The 19,659-nt window shown below is 67.0% G+C and carries 21 protein-coding genes; 17 read left to right on the top strand and 4 right to left on the bottom strand.

The window, feature by feature from the left end:
- Positions 1 to 2 precede the first annotated feature (2 nt).
- Positions 3 to 548 carry a chemotaxis protein CheW gene (locus ACOOFO_RS03760; RefSeq protein WP_420428325.1) on the bottom strand — a complete coding sequence of 182 codons (546 nt, stop codon included), beginning with the start codon at positions 546 to 548 and terminating at the stop codon, positions 3 to 5.
- Positions 545 to 910 (bottom strand): response regulator, encoded by a 366-nt coding sequence (locus tag ACOOFO_RS03755; RefSeq protein WP_420429633.1) that lies wholly within the window; start codon positions 908 to 910, stop codon positions 545 to 547. The genes ACOOFO_RS03760 and ACOOFO_RS03755 overlap by 4 nt, the downstream gene beginning before the upstream one ends.
- Positions 911 to 1,045: 135 nt before the next feature.
- Here ACOOFO_RS03755 and gshA point away from each other — a divergent pair, with 135 nt between their 5' ends.
- The 16 genes from gshA (at position 1,046) to ACOOFO_RS03675 (ending at position 15,188) form a co-directional block, all read left to right on the top strand.
- On the top strand, positions 1,046 to 2,341 hold the full coding sequence (gene gshA, locus ACOOFO_RS03750; RefSeq protein WP_420428324.1) for a glutamate--cysteine ligase: 1,296 nt from the start codon (positions 1,046 to 1,048) through the stop codon (positions 2,339 to 2,341).
- A complete protein-coding gene (gshB, locus tag ACOOFO_RS03745; protein ID WP_420428323.1) occupies positions 2,338 to 3,297 on the top strand; it encodes a glutathione synthase in 960 nt (319 codons plus the stop codon). The genes gshA and gshB overlap by 4 nt, the downstream gene beginning before the upstream one ends.
- Positions 3,298 to 3,299: 2 nt before the next feature.
- Positions 3,300 to 4,355: an FAD:protein FMN transferase gene (locus ACOOFO_RS03740; RefSeq protein WP_420428322.1), complete on the top strand. Its 1,056-nt coding sequence runs from the start codon at positions 3,300 to 3,302 to the stop codon at positions 4,353 to 4,355.
- A complete protein-coding gene (locus ACOOFO_RS03735; RefSeq protein WP_420428321.1) occupies positions 4,352 to 4,711 on the top strand; it encodes a NusG domain II-containing protein in 360 nt (119 codons plus the stop codon). The genes ACOOFO_RS03740 and ACOOFO_RS03735 overlap by 4 nt, the downstream gene beginning before the upstream one ends.
- A gap of 22 nt (positions 4,712 to 4,733) precedes the next feature.
- Positions 4,734 to 5,258 carry a Gx transporter family protein gene (locus ACOOFO_RS03730; RefSeq protein WP_420428320.1) on the top strand — a complete coding sequence of 175 codons (525 nt, stop codon included), beginning with the start codon at positions 4,734 to 4,736 and terminating at the stop codon, positions 5,256 to 5,258.
- Positions 5,259 to 5,293: 35 nt separating this feature from the next.
- On the top strand, positions 5,294 to 5,881 hold the full coding sequence (locus ACOOFO_RS03725; RefSeq protein ID WP_420428319.1) for a YqgE/AlgH family protein: 588 nt from the start codon (positions 5,294 to 5,296) through the stop codon (positions 5,879 to 5,881).
- A gap of 12 nt (positions 5,882 to 5,893) precedes the next feature.
- Positions 5,894 to 6,310 (top strand): Holliday junction resolvase RuvX, encoded by a 417-nt coding sequence (gene ruvX / locus ACOOFO_RS03720; protein WP_420428318.1) that lies wholly within the window; start codon positions 5,894 to 5,896, stop codon positions 6,308 to 6,310.
- Positions 6,259 to 6,780, top strand: a complete 522-nt coding sequence (gene pyrR / locus ACOOFO_RS03715) for a bifunctional pyr operon transcriptional regulator/uracil phosphoribosyltransferase PyrR (protein ID WP_420428317.1) — start codon at positions 6,259 to 6,261, stop codon at positions 6,778 to 6,780. Before ruvX ends, pyrR begins: the two co-directional genes overlap by 52 nt.
- A complete protein-coding gene (locus tag ACOOFO_RS03710) occupies positions 6,777 to 7,745 on the top strand; it encodes an aspartate carbamoyltransferase catalytic subunit (RefSeq protein ID WP_420428316.1) in 969 nt (322 codons plus the stop codon). The genes pyrR and ACOOFO_RS03710 overlap by 4 nt, the downstream gene beginning before the upstream one ends.
- Positions 7,742 to 9,046, top strand: coding sequence for a dihydroorotase (locus ACOOFO_RS03705; RefSeq protein WP_420428315.1), 1,305 nt, complete (start codon positions 7,742 to 7,744; stop codon positions 9,044 to 9,046). The genes ACOOFO_RS03710 and ACOOFO_RS03705 overlap by 4 nt, the downstream gene beginning before the upstream one ends.
- A gap of 41 nt (positions 9,047 to 9,087) precedes the next feature.
- Positions 9,088 to 9,453, top strand: a complete 366-nt coding sequence (locus ACOOFO_RS03700; protein WP_420428314.1) for a response regulator — start codon at positions 9,088 to 9,090, stop codon at positions 9,451 to 9,453.
- Positions 9,454 to 9,460: 7 nt separating this feature from the next.
- Entirely contained in the window at positions 9,461 to 11,494 is a 2,034-nt protein-coding gene (locus tag ACOOFO_RS03695; RefSeq protein ID WP_420428313.1) for a methyl-accepting chemotaxis protein, read from the top strand.
- A gap of 74 nt (positions 11,495 to 11,568) precedes the next feature.
- A complete protein-coding gene (locus tag ACOOFO_RS03690) occupies positions 11,569 to 13,221 on the top strand; it encodes a phosphoenolpyruvate carboxykinase (ATP) (RefSeq protein ID WP_420428312.1) in 1,653 nt (550 codons plus the stop codon).
- A 146-nt stretch (positions 13,222 to 13,367) separates the two neighbouring features.
- Positions 13,368 to 13,997, top strand: a complete 630-nt coding sequence (locus ACOOFO_RS03685) for a DUF502 domain-containing protein (protein WP_420428311.1) — start codon at positions 13,368 to 13,370, stop codon at positions 13,995 to 13,997.
- On the top strand, positions 13,994 to 14,617 hold the full coding sequence (locus ACOOFO_RS03680) for a fumarylacetoacetate hydrolase family protein (RefSeq protein ID WP_420428310.1): 624 nt from the start codon (positions 13,994 to 13,996) through the stop codon (positions 14,615 to 14,617). The genes ACOOFO_RS03685 and ACOOFO_RS03680 overlap by 4 nt, the downstream gene beginning before the upstream one ends.
- Before the next feature lie 10 nt (positions 14,618 to 14,627).
- Positions 14,628 to 15,188, top strand: coding sequence for an ACP phosphodiesterase (locus ACOOFO_RS03675; RefSeq protein WP_420428309.1), 561 nt, complete (start codon positions 14,628 to 14,630; stop codon positions 15,186 to 15,188).
- A 20-nt stretch (positions 15,189 to 15,208) separates the two neighbouring features.
- Here ACOOFO_RS03675 and ACOOFO_RS03670 read toward each other — a convergent pair whose 3' ends face one another.
- Together ACOOFO_RS03670 and ACOOFO_RS03665 are read right to left on the bottom strand one after the other, a co-directional pair.
- Positions 15,209 to 17,224: a DUF389 domain-containing protein gene (locus tag ACOOFO_RS03670; RefSeq protein WP_420428308.1), complete on the bottom strand. Its 2,016-nt coding sequence runs from the start codon at positions 17,222 to 17,224 to the stop codon at positions 15,209 to 15,211.
- A gap of 46 nt (positions 17,225 to 17,270) precedes the next feature.
- Positions 17,271 to 18,341, bottom strand: coding sequence for a Glu/Leu/Phe/Val family dehydrogenase (locus ACOOFO_RS03665; RefSeq protein WP_420428307.1), 1,071 nt, complete (start codon positions 18,339 to 18,341; stop codon positions 17,271 to 17,273).
- A gap of 127 nt (positions 18,342 to 18,468) precedes the next feature.
- Between ACOOFO_RS03665 and ACOOFO_RS03660 the strand changes: the two genes are divergently transcribed.
- Complete coding sequence (locus ACOOFO_RS03660; RefSeq protein ID WP_420428306.1) at positions 18,469 to 19,656, top strand: acetyl-CoA C-acyltransferase; 1,188 nt, start codon at positions 18,469 to 18,471, stop codon at positions 19,654 to 19,656.
- Positions 19,657 to 19,659: the final 3 nt, after the last annotated feature.

Below are 19,659 nucleotides of genomic sequence, written 5' to 3'. Positions count from 1 at the left end.
GGTTACGCTGCCACCTGGGTCAGCAATTCGGCCGCCGCGAGGCGATGCAGACTGAGCACCCGCCACGACACGCCGTCCCGCACGAAAGCGCCCAGCAGCCAATCCCGCAGCGGCGGGTCGGTCGCGTCGGCCAGACCATGCTTCTGATCAGCCGGCACGAATTGCCGATGACCGAACACGGCGTCCACCACAAAGCCCATCGCCGCATCGGGCTGGTTGAACACGATGACCCGGGTCTCACGTGCGGGCGGTGTGGGCGGGTAGCCCGCCAGCCGGCGCAGATCGCATACCGTCAGCAGGTCGCCGCGCACATTGGCCACGCCCAGCAACCAGTCGGATGCACCGGGCACACGGGTCATGGTGGGCAGGGCGAGCACTTCGCCGGCTTCGCTGCGCGGAATGACAAAGGCGTCGTCTCCCAGGCGGAAGGCCAAGCCCGTCCAGAACTGTCCTTCGCCCGCCTCGAAGCGCGCCGCGCGCATCTGCTGGTCGAGCTGCGCGAGCAACGCAAAGGGTTGGTTCCGCAGTGCGCGCAGCGCGTCACTCACGCGCCACCTTCCTGTACCAGGTGTGCCTGCACGGCTGCCATCAACTCGTCCTTGGTGAAGGGCTTGGTGAGGTATTGGTCGGACCCCACAATGCGCCCCCGCGCACGGTCAAACAAACCGTCCTTCGACGACAGCATGATGACCGGCGTCCTGGAGAAGGAGGGGTTGCCCTTGATCAGCGCACAGGCCTGATAGCCATCCAGGCGCGGCATCATGATATCGATGAAGATCAGGTCGGGCGTGTGGTCGGCAATCTTTGCCAGCGCTTCAAAGCCATCCTGAGCCGTGATCACTTCATAACCGGCCCGCGACAGCAGCGTCTCGGCGGTGCGCCGGATCGTCTGACTGTCGTCAATGACCATTATCTTGCCTGTCACCGTCTGTCCCCCGACGCGGTTTTCGCTGCATTTGGTGTTGTCTTGGTTGTAGCACAAACGCGTTCGGTCGCATACCGCACTGCGCTACCATGCATCCCTTCCTGATAGCCGCAGGTCCGCATGACACGTGCCGTCCCCAATCTTGCCGTGGCCGCAGGGCCGGTCCTTGCGCTCGAATCGCGCTTCCTCGAGTCGCAAGCTGCCATCGAAAGCTGGCTGCGCCGACAGTGGGCGGACACCACTGCGCCCTTCTATTGCTCAGTCGATCTGCGCAATGCGGGCTTCAAGCTGGCACCGGTGGATACCAATCTGTTCCCGGCAGGCTTCAACAACCTGAGTGACGGCTTCGACAGCCTCTGCATTCAGGCGCTGCAGACCGCAGTTGAGCGCACCTGTCCCACCGCCGCCAATCTGGTGCTGGTGCCGGAAAACCACACGCGCAATCGCTTCTACATGGAGTCGGTGGCACGACTGAAGCGCCTGCTCGAACGCGCCGGCTTCATGGTGCGCATCGGCTCGGTCTCTCCCGAGGTGACCGCACCCACTCGCATCGAGCTCGACTCCGGCGGCGAATTGCTGCTCGAACCGCTGGAGCGCAACGGCGATCGGCTGCATATCGGCGGCTTTTCGCCATGCGCCGTGGTGCTCAACAACGATCTATCATCGGGTGTGCCCGAGATCCTGCGTGGCACCGCCCAGCCGCTGCTGCCGCCAGCCGAGGTGAGCTGGGCACAGCGCCTGAAATCGCAACACTTCGCGCACTATCGCGAAGTCACGCGTGAATTCGCCGACATGCTCGGCATCGACCCCTGGCTGATCACGCCGGCCTTCCGCAACTGCGGCAACATCAATTTCCTCAAGCGCGAGGGCGAAGACTGCCTGGCCGCCAATGTCGATGGCCTGCTGCAGGAGATTCGGAAGAAGTACGCCGAGTACGGGATCGAGCACGAACCCTTTGTGGTGGTCAAGGCGGATGCCGGCACCTACGGCATGGGCGTGATGACGGCCAAGCACCCTGATGAACTGCGCCAGCTCAACCGCAACATGCGCAAGAAGATGGCCTCGGCCAAGGGCGGCGGCGAAGTCACCGGTGCCATCATCCAGGAGGGCATCTACACCTTTGAAACCATCGGCGAGCCGCCCGCGGTCGCCGAGCCAGTGGTTTACATGATCGATCACTACGTCGTGGGCGGTTTCTACCGCGTCCACGCCGAACGTGGCATCGACGAAAACCTGAATGCCCCCGGCGCGCGCTTTCATCAACTGGCCTTCGAAGATGCCGGCGTGGCACCGGATAATCGGTGTGGCCCGGACGAAACGCCCAACCGCTTCTACGCCTACGGCGTGGTCGCGCGGCTGGCGATGCTGGCCGCCGCGCGCGAGATCCAGAGCACCCGCCAAGAGGCCGCCGCATGAGTCAGACCATCGCGGCGCGTACGCTGCTGGTGGTGATGGACCCGATCCAAGGCATCAAACCGGTCAAGGACACCACCCTCGCGCTGATGCTGGCCGCGCAGGAGGCCGGATGGCAGCTGGCCTGCGCCGATACCGACGCGCTGTCTGTGCGCGACGGCCAAGCGCGGGTGCGTGCTCGAAGCGTTGCGGTATGCGACAGCACCACCGACTGGTACCAACTGGGCGAAGCCTTCGAAACCGTGCTGACCGCTTTTCCCTTGATCCTGATGCGCAAGGATCCGCCCTTCGACCAGGAATATATCTACGCCACCTACTGGCTCGAATTGGCTGAAGTCGCCGGCGTGCGCGTGGTCAACGCGCCGCGCGCACTGCGCGATTGCAATGAAAAGGGCTTCATCACCCGCTTTCCCGAATGGATCGCCCCCACCCTGATCAGTCGGGATGCCAAAGCCCTGCGCGCCTTCCACGCCGAGCAGGGAGAGATCGTGCTCAAGCCACTGGATGGCATGGGCGGTCAGGGCGTTTTCGCCATTGGCGCCGACGGGCGCAACCTGGGCGCGGTCATCGATACCCTCAGCGACATGGGGCGACGCAGCATCATGGCGCAGCGCTATTTGCCCGCCATCCGCGACGGCGACAAGCGCATCCTGATGATCGACGGCGAGCCGGTGGACCACGTCCTGGCGCGCATCCCCGCCGAGGGCGAGACGCGCGGCAATCTGGCCGCTGGCGGCCGTGGCGTGGTGCAACCGTTGAATGCCCGCGACCGGACCATTGCGGAAGCCGTCGGCCCTCATCTGCGCGCGCGCGGCGTTCTGTTCGCCGGCCTGGACGTGATCGGCGACTGCCTCACCGAGATCAACATCACCAGCCCCACCTGCCTGCGCGAGATTCAGCGCGAAACGGGTCAGGATATCGCCGCGCGTGCCTTCGCCTGCATGAGCCAGGGGCTGTAGTCGTGCTGTTGCGGCGCATCCTGTTCGGCGGCGTGGCGCTGGTGCTGCTGACCTATCTGCTGTTCCGCCCGCCGCCACCTGGGGGAGAGGACCAGCAGCTCGTGCAGGAGCAGTTTGCTGCCATGGGGACCTGGTTCACGGTCTCCATCTGGCTGGACACGCCGGAGCAGCGCCCGGCGGCGCAGGAAGCCGTGCGCGGCGTCGAGCGCGCGCTCCACGCCTACACCCGGCGCTGGCAACCCGAGGGCGAGGGTGCCCTGGGCGCACTCAACGCACAGCTGGCTGAGGGTGCGGTCATTGACGTGCCTGAGGATATGCAACCGCTGTTCGCGCAGGCCGCCCAGTGGCGGGCGCGCAGCGGCGGTGCCTTCGACGCGCGCGTTGGTGCGCTGGTGGAGCTCTGGGGCTTCCACCTGGAAGAAGCCTTCCGCGACACGCCGCCGCCCGATGCCGCGATCCGCCGCATCCGCCAGCAACTGGCCGAGGCGCCTGTCTACGACGGACCACGCTACGGGCCGGCGCCCGGCGTGATCTGGAATTTCGGCGCTATCGCCAAGGGCGATGCGGTAGCCCAGGCCAGCGACCGCCTGAAGGCGGCCGGATTTGGCAATCACATCGTCAATGCCGGCGGCGACCTGGTGGTGCGCGGCAGCCGCAGCGACCGCGCCTGGCGTATCGCCGTACGCCACCCCCGGCCCAGCGCCACCCAGCAATTGCTGGCGGCGATCGAGGTCGAGGATGAGGCGGTGTTCACCAGCGGCGATTACGAACGCTGGTTCACGCATGAAGGCACGCGCTATCACCACATCCTGGACCCGGCCACCGGACAGCCGGCACGCGGCCTGCAATCGGTCACCGTTGTCACCGACTCCGGCGTGGATGCCGACGCCGCCAGCACCGCGCTGTTCGTTGCCGGCGACGAATGGCGGCAGATGGCACGCCAGCTCGGCATGGACACCGTCGTGGTGGTCTATGACGACGGAACCCTGGGCATGACCGAGGCGGCGCGTGCACGCTTCAACCGCATCGCCGACGCCGAGTTGCGCCCAGCGCCATGACGCGCGCCGACGGGGTCGTCATCCTGCTGCTGGCCGTGATCGTCGGCTGGGTCGCCATGGCGCAGTGGCAGGGCCGCACCACCGCCACTGCCGTCGCCATCTATCGCGGCGGCGAGCGCATCGCCGTTCACGATGTGCAACAGCGCCAGCGGGTGGCGGTGGAAGGCCGTATTGGGACCGCACATATCCACATCGAGGACGGACGCGCGCGCTTCGTGCACAGCCCCTGTCAACGCAAGGTCTGCATTCATATGGGCTGGCAGCAGTACGGCGGCGCCGTCGCCGCCTGCGTGCCCAACGGCCTGTCGCTGCAGATGCTGGGTGGCTCGGCCACCTTCGACGGCATTGCCAGCTGATACGCCCTACCGACCGGACGCCATGGACCGGCAGGTTGCCGGCCTGGCGGCCGTGGCCATCGCCATTCATGTGCTGGAGGCCGGCTTTCCGAGCCCAATCCCCGGCATCAAGCCCGGTCTGGCCAATGTGGTGACCCTGGTCGCCCTGCTGCGCCACGGGGTGGCCTGCGCCGCCTGGGTGGCGGGGCTGCGCGTGCTGGTCGGCTCGCTGCTGGTGGGCAGTTTCCTGACCCCGACCTTCTGGCTGTCCGCCACCGGTGCGGTCGCGGCCTTCGTGGTGCTGGCGGCCACCTATGCCGTGGGACGCGTGCTGCCAGCCCTGCGCCTGTCGGCCGTGGGCTTGTCCGTGCTGGCGGCCATGGCGCATATGACGGGTCAATTCATGGTCGCCTGGACCGTCTTTCTGCCGCACGCCGGCCTGACCGTGCTGCTGCCGGTGCTGCTCGCCGCCGCGCTGGTCTTCGGCCTGGTTTCGGGACTGGTGGCACTGCGCGTGTTGGACAGAATGCGACGGCTTGAGCATCCCCCCGAAGCGGGCGGATACTGAAGCCGTTCTGGGACGTACTCGCTATGGAGGCCACAATGGACGCGGAACACGACACCGCCGGCAACATGGGCTACTTGCGTAATCAGTTCCTCATCGCCATGCCCGGCCTGGGTGACGATGACCACTTCGGACAGACCGTCACCCTGCTGTGCGAGCACAACGACGAGGGGGCCCTGGGGCTGGTCGTGAATCGCCCGACTGACCTCAAGGTGACGGACATGCTGGCGCACCTGGGGCTTGATGCCTCCGAGCTGGGCGATCGCGACTCACCCGTGTTCTGGGGTGGCCCGGTGCAGCCGGAACGCGGTTTCGTTGTGCACGTCGAGTGCGGTGACTGGGAGTCGACCATGGCCATCGACGATGCCCTGTTCGTCACCACCTCGCGCGATATCCTCGACGCCATCGCCGCCGGCGAGGGCCCACGCCAGTACCTGGTCCTGCTCGGCTACGCGGGTTGGGATGCCGGCCAGCTCGAGAGTGAAATCCTGCACAACGCCTGGCTCAACACTCCGGTCGATCAGCAGATTCTGTTCCGTACCCCCACCACCGAGCGCTGGCGGGAAGCGACCCGGCTGCTTGGCGTCGACAGCACGCAACTGTCGGCCACGGCGGGGCATGCCTGACACCGTGGCCTCTTGAGCACCCTCCTGGGCTTCGACTTCGGCACCGAAAAGGTCGGCGTCGCGGTGGGCCAGCGCGTGACCTGCTCGGCGCGTCCGCTGACGCGCATCGGCCCGCGCGACTGGGAGGCGCTCGACGCGCTGATTGCCGAGTGGCAACCCGAAGCGCTGGTTGTGGGGCTGCCGCTGGCCGAAGACGGCTCCGAGCAGCCGCTGACCCGGCGCGTGCAGCGCTATGCGCGGGCGCTGGCGCAGCGCAGCCGCCTGCCCGTATACACTTGCGATGAGCGCTACTCATCCCTCGCGGCCGACAGCGCACTGAGTGGACGCCCCAAACCCAACGATAACGACGCCGAGGCGGCGCGCATCATCCTCGAACAATGGCTGAGTCAGGAAGCAACGACCGCGACCCAGACACCACCGCACGGCTGATCGCCGGCATGGCGCAGGCCATTGCCGCCGAGCTGCCCGCGCCGCCCACCAACTGCGTGCTGGTCGGCATCGAGCGGGGTGGGGTCGCCGTGGCCGAGGCGCTGCGCGCACAGCTGCCGGCACATGTCGGCTTCGGTACCGTGGATGTCAGCTTTCATCGCGACGACTATGCCCGCCGCGGGCTGCGCACGGCGCGCCCCTCCGATCTGCCGCACTCGCTGGAAGACGCCGTGGTGGTGCTGGTGGACGATGTCCTGCAGACCGGGCGCACCGCCCGCGCCGCCATGGAGGTGCTGTTCGAGCGCGGTCGGCCGGCGCGGGTACTGCTGGCCGCACTGGCCACACGCCCTGGCCGCCAGCTGCCGATCCAGCCTGATGTGGTGGGCGTGGCCTTGACCGTGCGCGGCGATACGCATGTCGCCGTGGAGGAATATCCGCTGCGCATCCGCATCGAGGAAGGGCCGCGATGAAGACCTCGGCCGAACTGCAACTCGACGACGATGGCCGCCTGCGCCACCTCCTCACCACCGAGGGCATGTCGCGCGAGCTGCTCACCGAGATTCTGGATACCGCCGCGCAATTCGCGCCGGTGGCGGGCGCGCCGGTCAAAAAGGTGCCGTTGCTGCGCGGGCGCACGGTGCTCAACCTCTTCTTCGAGGCATCGACACGCACGCGCACCACCTTCGAACTGGCGGCCACGCGACTGTCCGCCGACGTGCTCAACATCGACGCGCAGACCTCGAGCACGTCCAAGGGCGAGACCCTGTTCGACATGCAGCGCACCCTGGAAGCGATGCAGGTGGACATGTTCGTGATCCGTCACGGCTCCAGCGGCGCGGCGCACTTCTTTGCGCAGCATGCGGCTCCGGGCGTCTCCGTGCTCAATGCCGGGGACGGGCGTCACGCCCACCCGACGCAGGCCCTGCTCGACATGTACACCCTGCGCTGCCATCGGCCGGATATCTCGCAGCTATCCGTGGCCATCGTCGGCGATCTGATGCACTCGCGCGTGGCGCGCTCCGATATCCACGCCCTGCGTGCGCTCGGTGCGCGCGAAATCCGCGTCATCGCCCCGCGCACGCTGATGCCTTCAGGCATCGAGTCGCTGGGTGTCACCCCCTACACCGACATGGATCGGGGCCTGGATGGGGTCGATGTCGTCATGCTGCTGCGCCTGCAGCGCGAACGCATGCGCGGCTCCCTGCTCGCCTCGCCGGGAGAGTTCCATCGCGCCTTCGGACTCACCGCACGACGCTTGGAACAACTCGGCAGCGATGCGCTGGTCATGCATCCGGGTCCGATCAACCGCGGCGTGGAGCTGTCCGGCGACATCGCCTACAGCCCGCAGTCGCTGATTCTGCAACAGGTGGAGCACGGCATTGCCATCCGCATGGCAGTGATGGCCATGATCATCGGCCGGGGACCCGCGGCATGAGCGCAAGCATCCGCATCACCCATGCCCGCGCCATCGACGCCGAGGGCGAATACGAGCGCCTGAGCCTCGGTATCCGCGACGGGCGGATCGTGCATGCCGACGCCACACCCCCGGATGGGCTCTGGGACATCGACATCGACGCCGAGGGCCTGTTGCTGGCGCCTGCCTGGATCGAGTTGGCCGCGCGGCTGCGCGAGCCGGGTGCCACGCACAAGGCCGACATCACCTCGGAGCTGCGCGCTGCCGCCCGCTGCGGAATAGCCGCGGTGACCCTGCCGCCCGACACGCGGCCAGTGGTTGACCGCCCCGCTGTGGTGGACTGGATCCGCACGCGGGTCCACGGCACCGGCTCGCCAGTGAGGGTGCACGTACTGGGTGCGGCCACCGTCAATCTCGCCGGGACCGACATCAGCGAGATGGGTGCTCTCGCCAACGCTGGCTGCGCCGGCATCGCCCAATGCGGCGAAGCCCTGCGCGACACGGCAGTGATGCGGCGTGTGCTGGAATACGCCGCCAGCTTCGGTCTGACCTTGCACGTGCAGCCAGTGGACGCAGCGCTCGCCGGCGAAGGCTGCGCGCACGAAGGCGCCATGGCGACGCGCATGGGACTGCCGCCGGTGCCGGTGGCTGCCGAAACCTGCGCCGTGGGGCAATGGCTGTCCTTGGTCGAGGCCACCGGCGCGCGCGTGCATTTCGGACGCCTGTCGAGCGCGCGCGGCGCTGAGATGGTGGCGCAGGCGCGTGCTGCCGGACTGCCGGTCAGCGCCGATGTCGCCCTGCACCAGTTGCTGCTGACCGATACCGCACTGCGCGGCTTCGACACCGCCGCCCACGTGCAGCCACCGCTGCGCAGCGAGACCGACCGCGCCACGCTCTGCAGCCTGCTCGCGCAGGAGGGCATTGCCGCCCTTTGCTGCGACCACCAACCGCACGAATTTGACGCCAAGAATGCGCCCTTCGATCTGTCGGAGGCGGGCGCTTCCGGGCTGGATACGGCCTGGAGCATGGCGCTCAGCCTGATCGATGCATCGATCATCGATGGCCCGCAGTTGATCCGCGCCTGCCACAGCCAGCCGCTGGATATCCTCGGCCAGCCGGCGCAGGGGTTCGCCGTCGGGGCGCGCGCGGACGTGGTGCTTCTTGACCGGACGCAGCGCGCCACAGTCGAGCCACAGCACTTTGTCAGCCGCGGCAGGAACACACCATTGACCGGCCTGCCCACAGGGGGCAGCGTAGCCCTGAGTTGTGTGGCCGGGGTGATTGAGCAGGAGTCGCTGGACGCCCATCGCCTGCACCGTTAGGCTCGGGATTGGATCGGGGTTGTACTAGGGGAGAAAAATCAATGGCGCGTGTACTGGTAGTCGACGACTCGCCGACAGACCTTGCTGCGATCCGCAAGATGCTCGAGTCCGATGGGCATGAGGTGGTGGAACTTACCGAGGGCGGCAGCGCACTCGAAACCGTACGCAGCACCCAACCCGACTGCGTGTTGATGGATGTCGTGATGCCAGGCATGAACGGTTTCCAGGCCACCCGGGCCATCTCCAAGGACACCGCAACGCAGAACATCCCGATCATCGTGATCAGCAGCAAGAGCCAGGACACTGATCGGCTCTGGGCGCTGCGCCAGGGGGCCCGCGAGTACATCGTGAAGCCGATCAAGCAAGCGGATCTGCTCGCCAAGATCCGCGCCGTGCTGGAAGGCTGAGGCGCCCGTGGCCACTTCGACCGCACAACGCACCCTGCCCCGGCTTCAGGTCGGGCTGATCATCGTCGCCGCCGTGCTTATCGCCGGCGCCATCGCCAACTTCCTCTACGTTCAGCAGAGCGCGGAGCGCAACGCCGCGCTCGAATCGCTCGCCTTCGACCTGCGCAGCTTCTACGAAAACGTCACGCAGAGCGCGCGCGAGTCCTCGCAGGGTTTGGAGCCCGACCGCGCTGCACTGTTTGCCATGCAGGCCAACTACGAGAGTCTGTACGCCACCCTGACCGAAGGCGATCCGGTGCGCGGCATACCGGCCCTGCCCGGACGCTACGACGGGGCCATCGCCGATCTCGACCGTGCCTGGCAACAGCTGGCGCCGGTCATCGACAACATTCTCGCCGGACTGCCGGTCGCACAATCGGCCAAGGCCAATGCCGCTGCCATCAACGCCACGGTGGACGGTCTGCGTGAGGCCGCCGACAGCCTGGTTGCGGATGCGCCATCCAATGCACGCGCCTCTGCCGCACTCTTTCGGGCGCGCCTGGAACAGCTTCGCAGCGTCGCCAATCGCATGGTCTCGCTCAACGCCATCGCCACGCGCGAGGCGGAAGCGCTGGCCGACGTGATCGTTCAGCTCGAGGAGGAATTCGGGCGCGTGCAGCGTCTTGCCGGTGCCGCACTCAGCGGCCCGCTACAGGCGATAGGCGAAGCCCTCGGCCCAATGCGCGACAACGCTGAGGCGCTGGTCGAGGCCGCGCCGGCCTTGGATGCCTTCAACGACGCCAGCATCGATTTCTATCGCAGCGCTACCAGCATCGAAACCGCTGCGGGCGCCATCGAGAACATGCTGCTGCAGGACATCCGTGGCAATCGGCCGTCACCGCTGCCCAGCTATGCCATGGGTGCCGCCGCCCTGCTGGCACTGCTGGCCTTCACCGGGCTGTTCATCTTCCAGTTGCGTCGCGAGGCTCGCGCCGCGCAGGAACGCGACCGGCGCCAGCAGGACGCCATCCTGACCCTGCTCGACGACATCACCAATCTCGCTGATGGTGACCTGACCGTGGGCGTCACGGTGACCGAGGATTTCACCGGCGCCATCGCCGACTCGATCAACTTCACCGTGGAGAACATGCGCGGTCTGGTCGGCCAGATCAATGCCGCGTCTGCACAGATCGCCCAGGCGGCACAGAAGACGCAGACCTCCGTGCAGGAGATGAGCCGCTCCTCCGAGGAGCAGGCGCAGCAGACCGCCGACGCCACCAACACCATCACCAGCGTCTCGAAGTCCCTCGAAGAAACCGCGGAACGCGCAACCATGGCTTCGCGTCAGGCCGAAGAATCCGTGCGGGTGGCGCATACCGGCGCCGAAACGGTGGACCGCACCATCACCGGCATGAACACGCTGCGCGAACAGATTCAGGACACGTCGAAGCGGATGAAGCGCCTCGGCGAATCCTCGCAGGAGATCGGCAACATCACCGAATTGATCAACGATATCGCCGAGCAGACCAACACCCTGGCACTCAATGCCTCGATCCAGGCCGCCATGGCGGGCGAGGCGGGGCGCGGCTTCGCCGTCGTCGCCGACGAAGTGCAGCGACTGGCCGAGCGCGCCACCAACGCCACGCGCCAGATCGAGAATCTGGTCAAGACCATTCAGGCCGACACCAACGAGGCCATTGTCTCGATGGAGCGCTCGACCTCGAACGTGGTCTCGGGCGCGAGCACGGCCGAAGAGGCCGGCCAGGCGCTGTCGCAAATCGAGCAGGCGTCCACCCAGCTAGCCCAGCTCATTGACGAGATCGCCACCTCGGTCCGCAGCCGCGCCGGTGAAGGCACGGAGGTGGCCGGTACGATGCAGAAGATCCGCGAGGTTGCGGTCAAGACCGCCGGTTCGTCGCGTCAGACGGCACAGGATGTGGGCAAGCTGAACGAACTCAGTGCACGTCTGCGCGAGTCCGTCGCGGGCTTCACGCTGCCGACGGAGGAGGCCATCGCGGCTGATGATGAAGGTGCTGTAGAGGTCCAGCAGCAAAGCGCCTGAGCACGATACGGGGCTGTTCGCGCGAGTCCGTATAATGTGCGGCTCACTTGCAACCGGACCGGAGTATTGTCTCGATGAGTCTTGTGGCTGATCTCAATACCCTCCTCGGCCTGGACAGTGTCAGCTACAAGGTTGATCTCTCCAAGGAAGAGCTGTTTCACGAAGCCATCGCCAACGACCGCGGCCGTGTCACGCACGGCGGCCCCTCGGACGCGCAGAAGGCCTTTCCCACCAGCCTCGGCGTCAACGGCCCGCTGGTGTACTACACCGACCCTGACTGCACGGGCCGCCGCACCAAGGACACCTTCGCCGTGCAGTGGCCGGAAGTCGAGGACGAGATCTGGTTCAAGGCGGACCTGAGCCCCTACAAGCCGGACGACTACGAAGGACTGTTGAAGCGCGTGGTCGCGCACCTCAACGAAAAGAAGGCCGAACTCTACGTCAAGAACGTGTTCATGGGTTCGGACCCGGAATTCGCGGTGCCCTACCGCTTCGTGGGCGAATACGCCACGCATGCGATGTTCGTGCACAACATGTTCCCGAAGGACCTGCAGGGCGTGGCCGATGTGGACGCACGCCGCTGGACGATGCTCAACGTGCCGAGCTTCGAATGCGTTCCGGAACGCGATGGCAGCCGCTCGGAGGCCGCGGTCATCATTGATACCCGCAACCGCATCTGCCTGGTGGCGGGCCGTGCCGACTACTGCGGCGTCAACAAGAAGACCATCTTCACCGTCGGCAACTATCTGCTGCCGAAGGAAGGCCGACTGTCGATGCACTGCTCGGCCAATGTCGGCCCCAAGGACGACGCCGCCATCCTGTTCGGCCTGTCCGGCACGGGCAAGACCACGCTGTCGGCGGACCCGAATCGCCGCCTGATCGGTGACGACGAGACGATCTGGTCGGGCAACGGCCTATGCAATCTCGAGGATGGCTGCTATGCCAAGCTGATCGATCTCGACAAGCAGGCTGAGCCGGTCATCGCCGGGGCGCTGTCCAAGCCCGGGACGATCATCGAGAACGTGCCGCCGCTACCGGGCAAGACGATGGCGGAATGCCATCCCGACGAGCTGGATCTGAGCGACCGCTCGATCGCGGAGAACACCCGCTTCTCCTACCCGCTGTCGGCCAATCCCAACGTCATGCCCAATGGCCAGGGCCCGCACCCGCAGACCATCGTGCTGCTCACCGCCGATGCCTTCGGCGTGCTGCCGCCGATTTCCATGCTGGAGCCGGAAGACGTGATGTATCACTTCGTGTCCGGCTTCACTTCGCGCGTTGCCGGCACCGAGGTGGGCGTGACCGAGCCGCAGCCGACGTTCTCGGCATGCTTCGGCGGCCCCTTCATGGCGCAGAAGCCCAATGTCTACGCCAAGCTGCTCGCGGAGAAGATGCAGCAGAACAAGGCGCGCTGCGTGCTGCTCAACACCGGCTGGACCGGCGGTCCTTACGGGGTGGGTCAGCGCATCAGCATCAAGCTGACGCGCGCCCTGCTCAATGCTGCGCTGGAAGGCAAGCTCGACGACGTGCCTACCGAGACCCACGAGGTGCTCAAGCTGCGCATGCCCACGGAATGCCCCGGCGTTCCGAGCGAAATGCTCAACCCGCGCCAGACCTGGGACGACAAGGACGCCTACGACCGCGCCGCCATCAAGCTGCGCGACATGTTCCGCCAGAATTTCGAATCCAAGGGCTTTGCCGCCTTCGGCATCGAAGCGCGTATCTAGGCCGACCGGTCGACCGCACGCGGTACTCGAAAGCCCGGCCTTGCGCCGGGCTTTTTTGATCTTGCAGCCGAACCGTGCGCCGCGCACACTGGCGTTTCGACGGAATGCCGCGTCAGCCGCGGCTGCGCTGCCATGAAGGACGCCCCGTGAACCCCAGCACCATCCTCAAGACCTTTCTCAGTGGCCTGGCCATCTCGCTGCCCATCGTGGTGACCATCGCGGTCATCGTCTGGCTGTTTGTGGCCGCGGAGTCGGTCATGGGATCGGCACTGCAATTGCTGCTGCCGCAGGGGGCCTACGTCACCGGCATGGGTCTGGTCACGGGACTGGCGGTGATCTTCGGCGTCGGTCTGGCCACGCGCGTGCTGCTGTTCCAGTCGCTGGTCGATGCCTTCGAGAAACTGCTCAACCGCATCCCGCTGGTGAAGACGCTCTATGGCGCGGCACGTGACCTGATGGACCTGTTCTCGCGCCAGGGGCAGGACGCCAAATTCTCGAAGATGGTGGCCGTAGCCTGGCCGGGCGTGCCGCTGCGCCTGTTCGGCTTCATCACGGTGGAGGACTTCTCACGCCTCGATCTCGAGGTGGCCGAAGGCGAGGTCGCGGTCTATCTGCCGCTCAGCTATCAAATCGGAGGCTACATGGCGCTGATCCCCCGCCAGTATCTGGAGCCGGTGGATATGTCCCTGGAGGAAGGCATGCGCTTCGTGGTCACTGCCGGCATGTCCCGCCCGCAGGCGCACGGCGGCGCCAAAGCCGAGGATTCCGCCTCGTGACAGCGGCACCGCGCATCTTCTGCATCGGACGCAATTACGCCGCCCACATCGCAGAACTAGGCCACGTCGACGACGGTGAGTGTCTGGTGTTCATGAAGCCGGCCAGCTGCATCACGCCGGTGGGTAGCCCGATCATGCTGCCGCGTAACCGCGGCGAAGTGCACTTCGAGGCGGAGATGACAGTACGCCTCGGTCGGGACACCGAGGGTGGTCTGGACCCCGACGACGCCCTGGCCCACATTGACGCTATCGGGCTGGGGCTCGATCTGACGCTGCGCGAACTCCAGAACACGCTGCGCGCACGGGGCGCCCCCTGGGAATTGTGCAAGGCCTTTGACGGGGCGGCGCCACTCGGTCCGTGGCAGCCCTTCGAGGGCCAGGATCTGCAGGCCCTGCAGTTCACCTGCACGGTCAACGGCGAGCCTCGCCAGCACGCGGACACCGCGCAGATGCTGTTCCCAGTGACACGGCTGCTGCACATCCTGGCGCAGACCTGGACGCTGCGCGCCGGCGACATCGTCTATACCGGCACGCCCGCGGGCGTCGGTGCCCTGCAGCCCGGTGACACCATCACGATGTCAGGCGAATCCCTGGGCGAGGCGAGCTGGACCTGCTGCTAGCCGGTGCGTCGTGAATTTCCTTGCCCACCTGTATATCGCCGAGCAGCGCGCCGCCGATCCGGCCGGTGCGGTGCTGGGCGATGTCGTACGTGGCCGCGATCTCAGCCACCTGCCCGAAGCGGTGGCGCATTCGATCCGCCTGCATCGCCGTATTGATGCCGTCTGCGACCGCCATCCCAGCACGCGCCAGGCTCTGCAGCAGTTTCCGGTGGGGCCACGCCGCTATGCCGGGATCGTGCTCGATCTCTGTGCCGATCACCTGCTGGCGCGCGACTGGGCACAGTGGCATCGCGATCCTCTGACCGACTTCTGCCAGGCTCAGGCACAGGCCATTGCCGCAAACAGCGCAGCCTTTGCCGCTATCGGCCGTCCGCCACCACAACCGGAGCGCTTTGCCGCGATACTGGCCGACTGCGCGGCGCTTGAGGGGATTGACCGTGCCCTGCAGCGCATCAGCCAGCGCGCCCGCGACCCGAAACGCCTGCTTGCCGCCACGCGCCACTGGCGTCGCCATCTGGGCGCCCTGGAGGATGGCTTTGCGGCCCTGCTGCGCGACTGCATCGCCGCCTGAGCTCGGCCTGCCCTCGCCCCTCAGTAGCGGTAGCGCGGCGTGACATCAAGCTGCACGGGGCGGCCCACCGCCTCGGCGACATGGCCGCGCAGATCGCGCAAGGTCTCCGGCCCGGGCCACTGCGCAGCGTAGACGTCGGCACGCACGTGCAGGGTGCCGTCGATGTAGCGTACCTGCGTCGCCTCCAGCCGTACCGGACCCGATTCCAGCATAAAGGCCTGATCGCGCAAAGTATTCTCGGCCTGCCACACCACGTGCATGCGCATAAAGGACAGCGCCAGCGGGATCGCCACCACCACCGCCGCCAGCGTGGGGTAGATCAGGCCGTGTTTGGCACTGCGCACCGGCCCGTAGCCCAGCACCATGAAGGTGAACGCACCGGCGAGCGCGATGCCCACAAGGTTGGTCGCAAACAGCAGCGAGGCACCCAGCATGATGCGCGGATCCCACCAGCCGATGCCGATGCCGATCACCGCCAGCGGCGGCACCAGGGCCACGGCGATGGCGACGCCGGGCAGACTCCGCATGACGCTTTCGCGGGCATAGGCGTAGGCACCGGCCACGCCGGAGAAGACGGCCACGCCCAGATCCAGCAGGCTGGGTTCGAGCCGCGCCTCGATCTCCGGATTGACCATGCGCATCGGGATCAGGATCGCCACCAGGGCGGCAAAGGCCATGGACAGGCCCACCCCCGCGCCGATGGCCACCAGGGCCGGCTTGAGCAACTGCACGTCGCGGCGCAGTGCCGCCATCGACACACAGATGATAGGCGCCATCAGTGGCGCCAGCACCATCGCCCCGATGATCACGGCCGCGCTGTCCAGCAGCAGGCCGAGGGTACCGATCAGCGCCGAGAGAATGCTGAGCGTGAAATAGTCCGGCCCGATGCGTGCGCTGTCCTTGAGCAACAGGAAGAGATCTTTGAAATCCTCCTCCAGGGCATGGGTGAACAGGGGCAGCCGGTGACGGATCAGCGCCAGCCGTGCCTCGTTCTCGGGCAGGTTGCCGAGCTTGAGCGTGTCCTTCCCCGTCTCGTCCGGACCGGCCATGCCGTCGAAGCGCGCGCCCGCGTTGAGCCGCAACCCTTGAGGATTGACCGTGACTTCGATGCGCTTGCCTCGCCGGCGTGTACCGTCAATGCGGTACTCCAGTTCGCGATCCGATTCGATGACCAGCCGCTCGGTCTTCACATAGCTGAGCGCACCAGGCAGGCGCCCATTGCTCTTCCGGGCGAAGACGGTGGCCAGCAGGAAGCCGAGATAGCGCACGATGGAGGTCGGCGCCACCAGCAAGGCGGTGAGCCTGCCGTCGCGCGCGGAGAGCCCTTCGCCCACCAGTCGCCCGGCGACGTTTTCCACGTCGTTCTCCAACAGCACGATGCCGGTGACCGCACAGCGGCGCGGGTTGTCTTCCCGGTTGAGATGCAGGCGCACCATGCTGGGCGCGATCTGGAATACCCGCCGCGCCGCCGTCCAGAACAGCCGCGCCGCGATCGCCCAGCGGCGCCAGAGGCGGTCCTGCGCATGCACCACGGCGTGGCCCCGCCGATCGAGAAAGGGTACATCGCCAATGGCGGCCTGCCCCTGCACCAGCTCGCCGTTGCAGCGCAGGACATCGATGCCGGATGCAGGTGCGCGAAAGGCGAGCGCCAGGGCAGAGGCGGTGTCGCCAGGCAGATCGTAGAAGGACTGGCAGCGGGTCGGACGCCCCACCGGCACCAAGCCCAGACCGGCCTCATGGGCTTCGGCCGCGTCAATGGCCTTCAGCATAACGGCGTCGTCGCCGATGACCACCCAGTGGGTGGCGGTATTCAGGAAGCCCGGCACGTCGTCGAGCAGCGTCTCCAGTGCCACTTCCTGCACGTGGATGCCGTGCGCTTCGGCGAACTCCCAGGCACCTTCGCAGGCCTGGGCCACCGCGCTGTCACGTTCGCCTTCGGCCGAGGCGGTGACCAGCAGCGCGCATTCCACCAGCGGCGGTGGGGCGGCTTCCTGGGCGCCGCTCTTGGCCACTGGATCACTCTTCTTCTCGGGCATGCGCTGCGCCTTTCTTGAGGGGCGGAATCAGGGGTTACGCCACCGCCTAGATGGCGACGCCGGCGATCACATCGCGTGCCATCGCATCCGCCACCGCCGCGGGACCACGCGCCTGTGCATCGGCACTGTCCAGAATGCGCAACAGCACCTCGGGGATGCGCGCCAGATGCGCCTGCATGGCGTCGGGGTCATAGCGCGACTGTCGCTGGTAGTGAATGTCGATGATGCCGCCGGCGTTGACCACGTAATCCGGCGCATAGACCACACCGGCGGCGCGCAGGCGGTCGTCATCTTCGGCCGTCGCCAACTGGTTGTTGGCGGCGCCCACCACCAGGCGGGCGCGCAGCCGCGGGATCGTGGCCGCATTCAGCACGGCACCCAGTGCGCAGGGCGCGAAGATGTCGGCTGGCACGTCATAGATCGCCTCTGGTGCGACAATCTCGGCGCCGGTGGCCGCCGCGCAGGCCTCGGCGGTGGGCGCATGCGCGTCGCAAATCCAGACCCGCGCCCCCGCGTCGACCAGATACTGCACCAGCCGCGCCCCGACCTTGCCGCAGCCCTGCACCGCTACGCCCACATCGCGCAACGCGGCGCCACCGGTGCCGCCTTCGCTGCCCGCGAGCCGTTGCCACGCGGCGCGCAGGGCCATCCACACCCCGCGCGCCGTCGCCGGCGAGGGATCGCCGTCGACCGGCGAACCAGGCACAGGGACACCGGCGACGTGGCGCGTGGTCTCGGACATGCGCATGACATCTGCCACGCTGATGCCCGAATCCTCGGCGACGATATAGCAGCCGGCGGCGCGCTCGACCAGCCGGCCCATGGCGCGCATCAATGCATCGCTCTTGTGGGCACGCGGATCGCCGATGATCACGCTCTTGCCGCCGCCCTGGGGGAGGCCGGCCAGCGCCGCCTTGTAGCTCATACCCCGGCTGAGGCGCAGGGCATCGGTCAGCGCGGCATCGTCATCCGGGTAGGGAAACATGCGGCAACCGCCGAGCGACGGCCCCAGGCGCGTGCTGTGCACGGCGATCAAGGCGCGCAGACCGCTGTCCGCATCAAAGCCGAACAGCACGCTTTCGTGTTGGTCAAATTCCGGGTGGTCAAATAACGACATCGGTGGTGACCGCAGCCCTCTAGCAACGTTGTGCGAATCCTATTGTAGGCGTCAGCGCCGCCGGACCGGCTGGGCGATAATCGGCGCCTCCATTGTTCCGTCTTGCGCTTTCTTTACGAGGTCCCTCATGAGCAGCAGTGATCCCATCGTTATCGTCTCCGCCGCGCGCACGCCCATCGGCGGCATGCTCGGCGAACTCACCGCCATGGCCGGCCATCAGCTGGGTGCGGCTGCGGTGCGGGCTGCCGTCGAGCGCGCGGGCGTCGACGGGGCGGACATCGATGAGGCCATCCTCGGCTGCTGCCTGATCGCCGGCCAGGGGCAGGCGCCGGCGCGCCAGGCCGTGCGCGGCGCCCAACTGCCTGATAGCGTGGGCGCGACCCAGCTCAGCAAGATGTGTGGCTCCGGCCTGAAGGCCGTCATGCTGGCCGAGACCATGCTTACGGCCGGCACTGCCAAGGTGATGGTGGCGGGCGGCATGGAAAGCATGTCCAACGCGCCCTTCCTGCTCAGCAAGGCGCGCAGCGGCTATCGCTACGGCAACGACCGCATCTACGACCACATGGCACTCGATGGCCTGAATGACGCCTACGAGGCTGATCTGCCGATGGGCGTTTTCGCCGAGCGTACGGTCGAGGCCTACCAGTTCACGCGCGAAGCACAGGACGCCTTCGCCATTGAATCCCTGTCGCGTGCCAAGCGCGCCAACGAGGACGGCAGCTTTGCGGACGAGATCGCGCCGCTGGAAATTCCGGTACGCGGCGGCACGCAGACCATCGACAAGGACGAGCAACCCTTCAAGGGCCGCCCCGACAAGATTCCGCAACTCAAGCCCGCCTTCAAGAAGGACGGCACGGTGACCGCGGCCAATGCCAGTTCGATTTCGGACGGCGCCGCCGCGCTGGTGCTGATGCGCGCCTCCGAAGCCGAGCGCCGAGGCCTGCAGCCGGTTGCACGCATCGTCGGCCAGGCCAGCCACGCGCGCCTGCCGGCGGAGTTCACTGTCGCCCCGGTACATGCCATCAGCAAGCTGCTCGACGGCTGCGGCTGGAAAGCCGCCGATGTCGGCCTGTGGGAAATCAACGAGGCCTTCGCCTGCGTCACGATGGCGGCCATGCAGGAGCACAAGCTCGACCACGCGCGTGTCAACGTCAACGGCGGCGCCTGCGCCCTTGGCCACCCCATCGGTGCCTCCGGCGCCCGCATCCTGGTGACCCTGCTGCATGCCATGCATCGGCGCGGCGAACAGCGCGGTGTGGCCAGCCTGTGCATCGGCGGCGGCGAAGCCGTCGCGGTGGCGGTGGAGCGCGTCTAGGCG

Origin of the sequence: Algiphilus sp., from assembly GCF_965216485.1 — a bacterium.
In the GTDB taxonomy this organism is placed as follows: Bacteria; Pseudomonadota; Gammaproteobacteria; order Nevskiales; family Nevskiaceae; genus Algiphilus.
The sequence above is the reverse complement of the archived record's forward strand: the minus strand, read 5'-3'. Positions and strand labels throughout refer to the sequence as shown.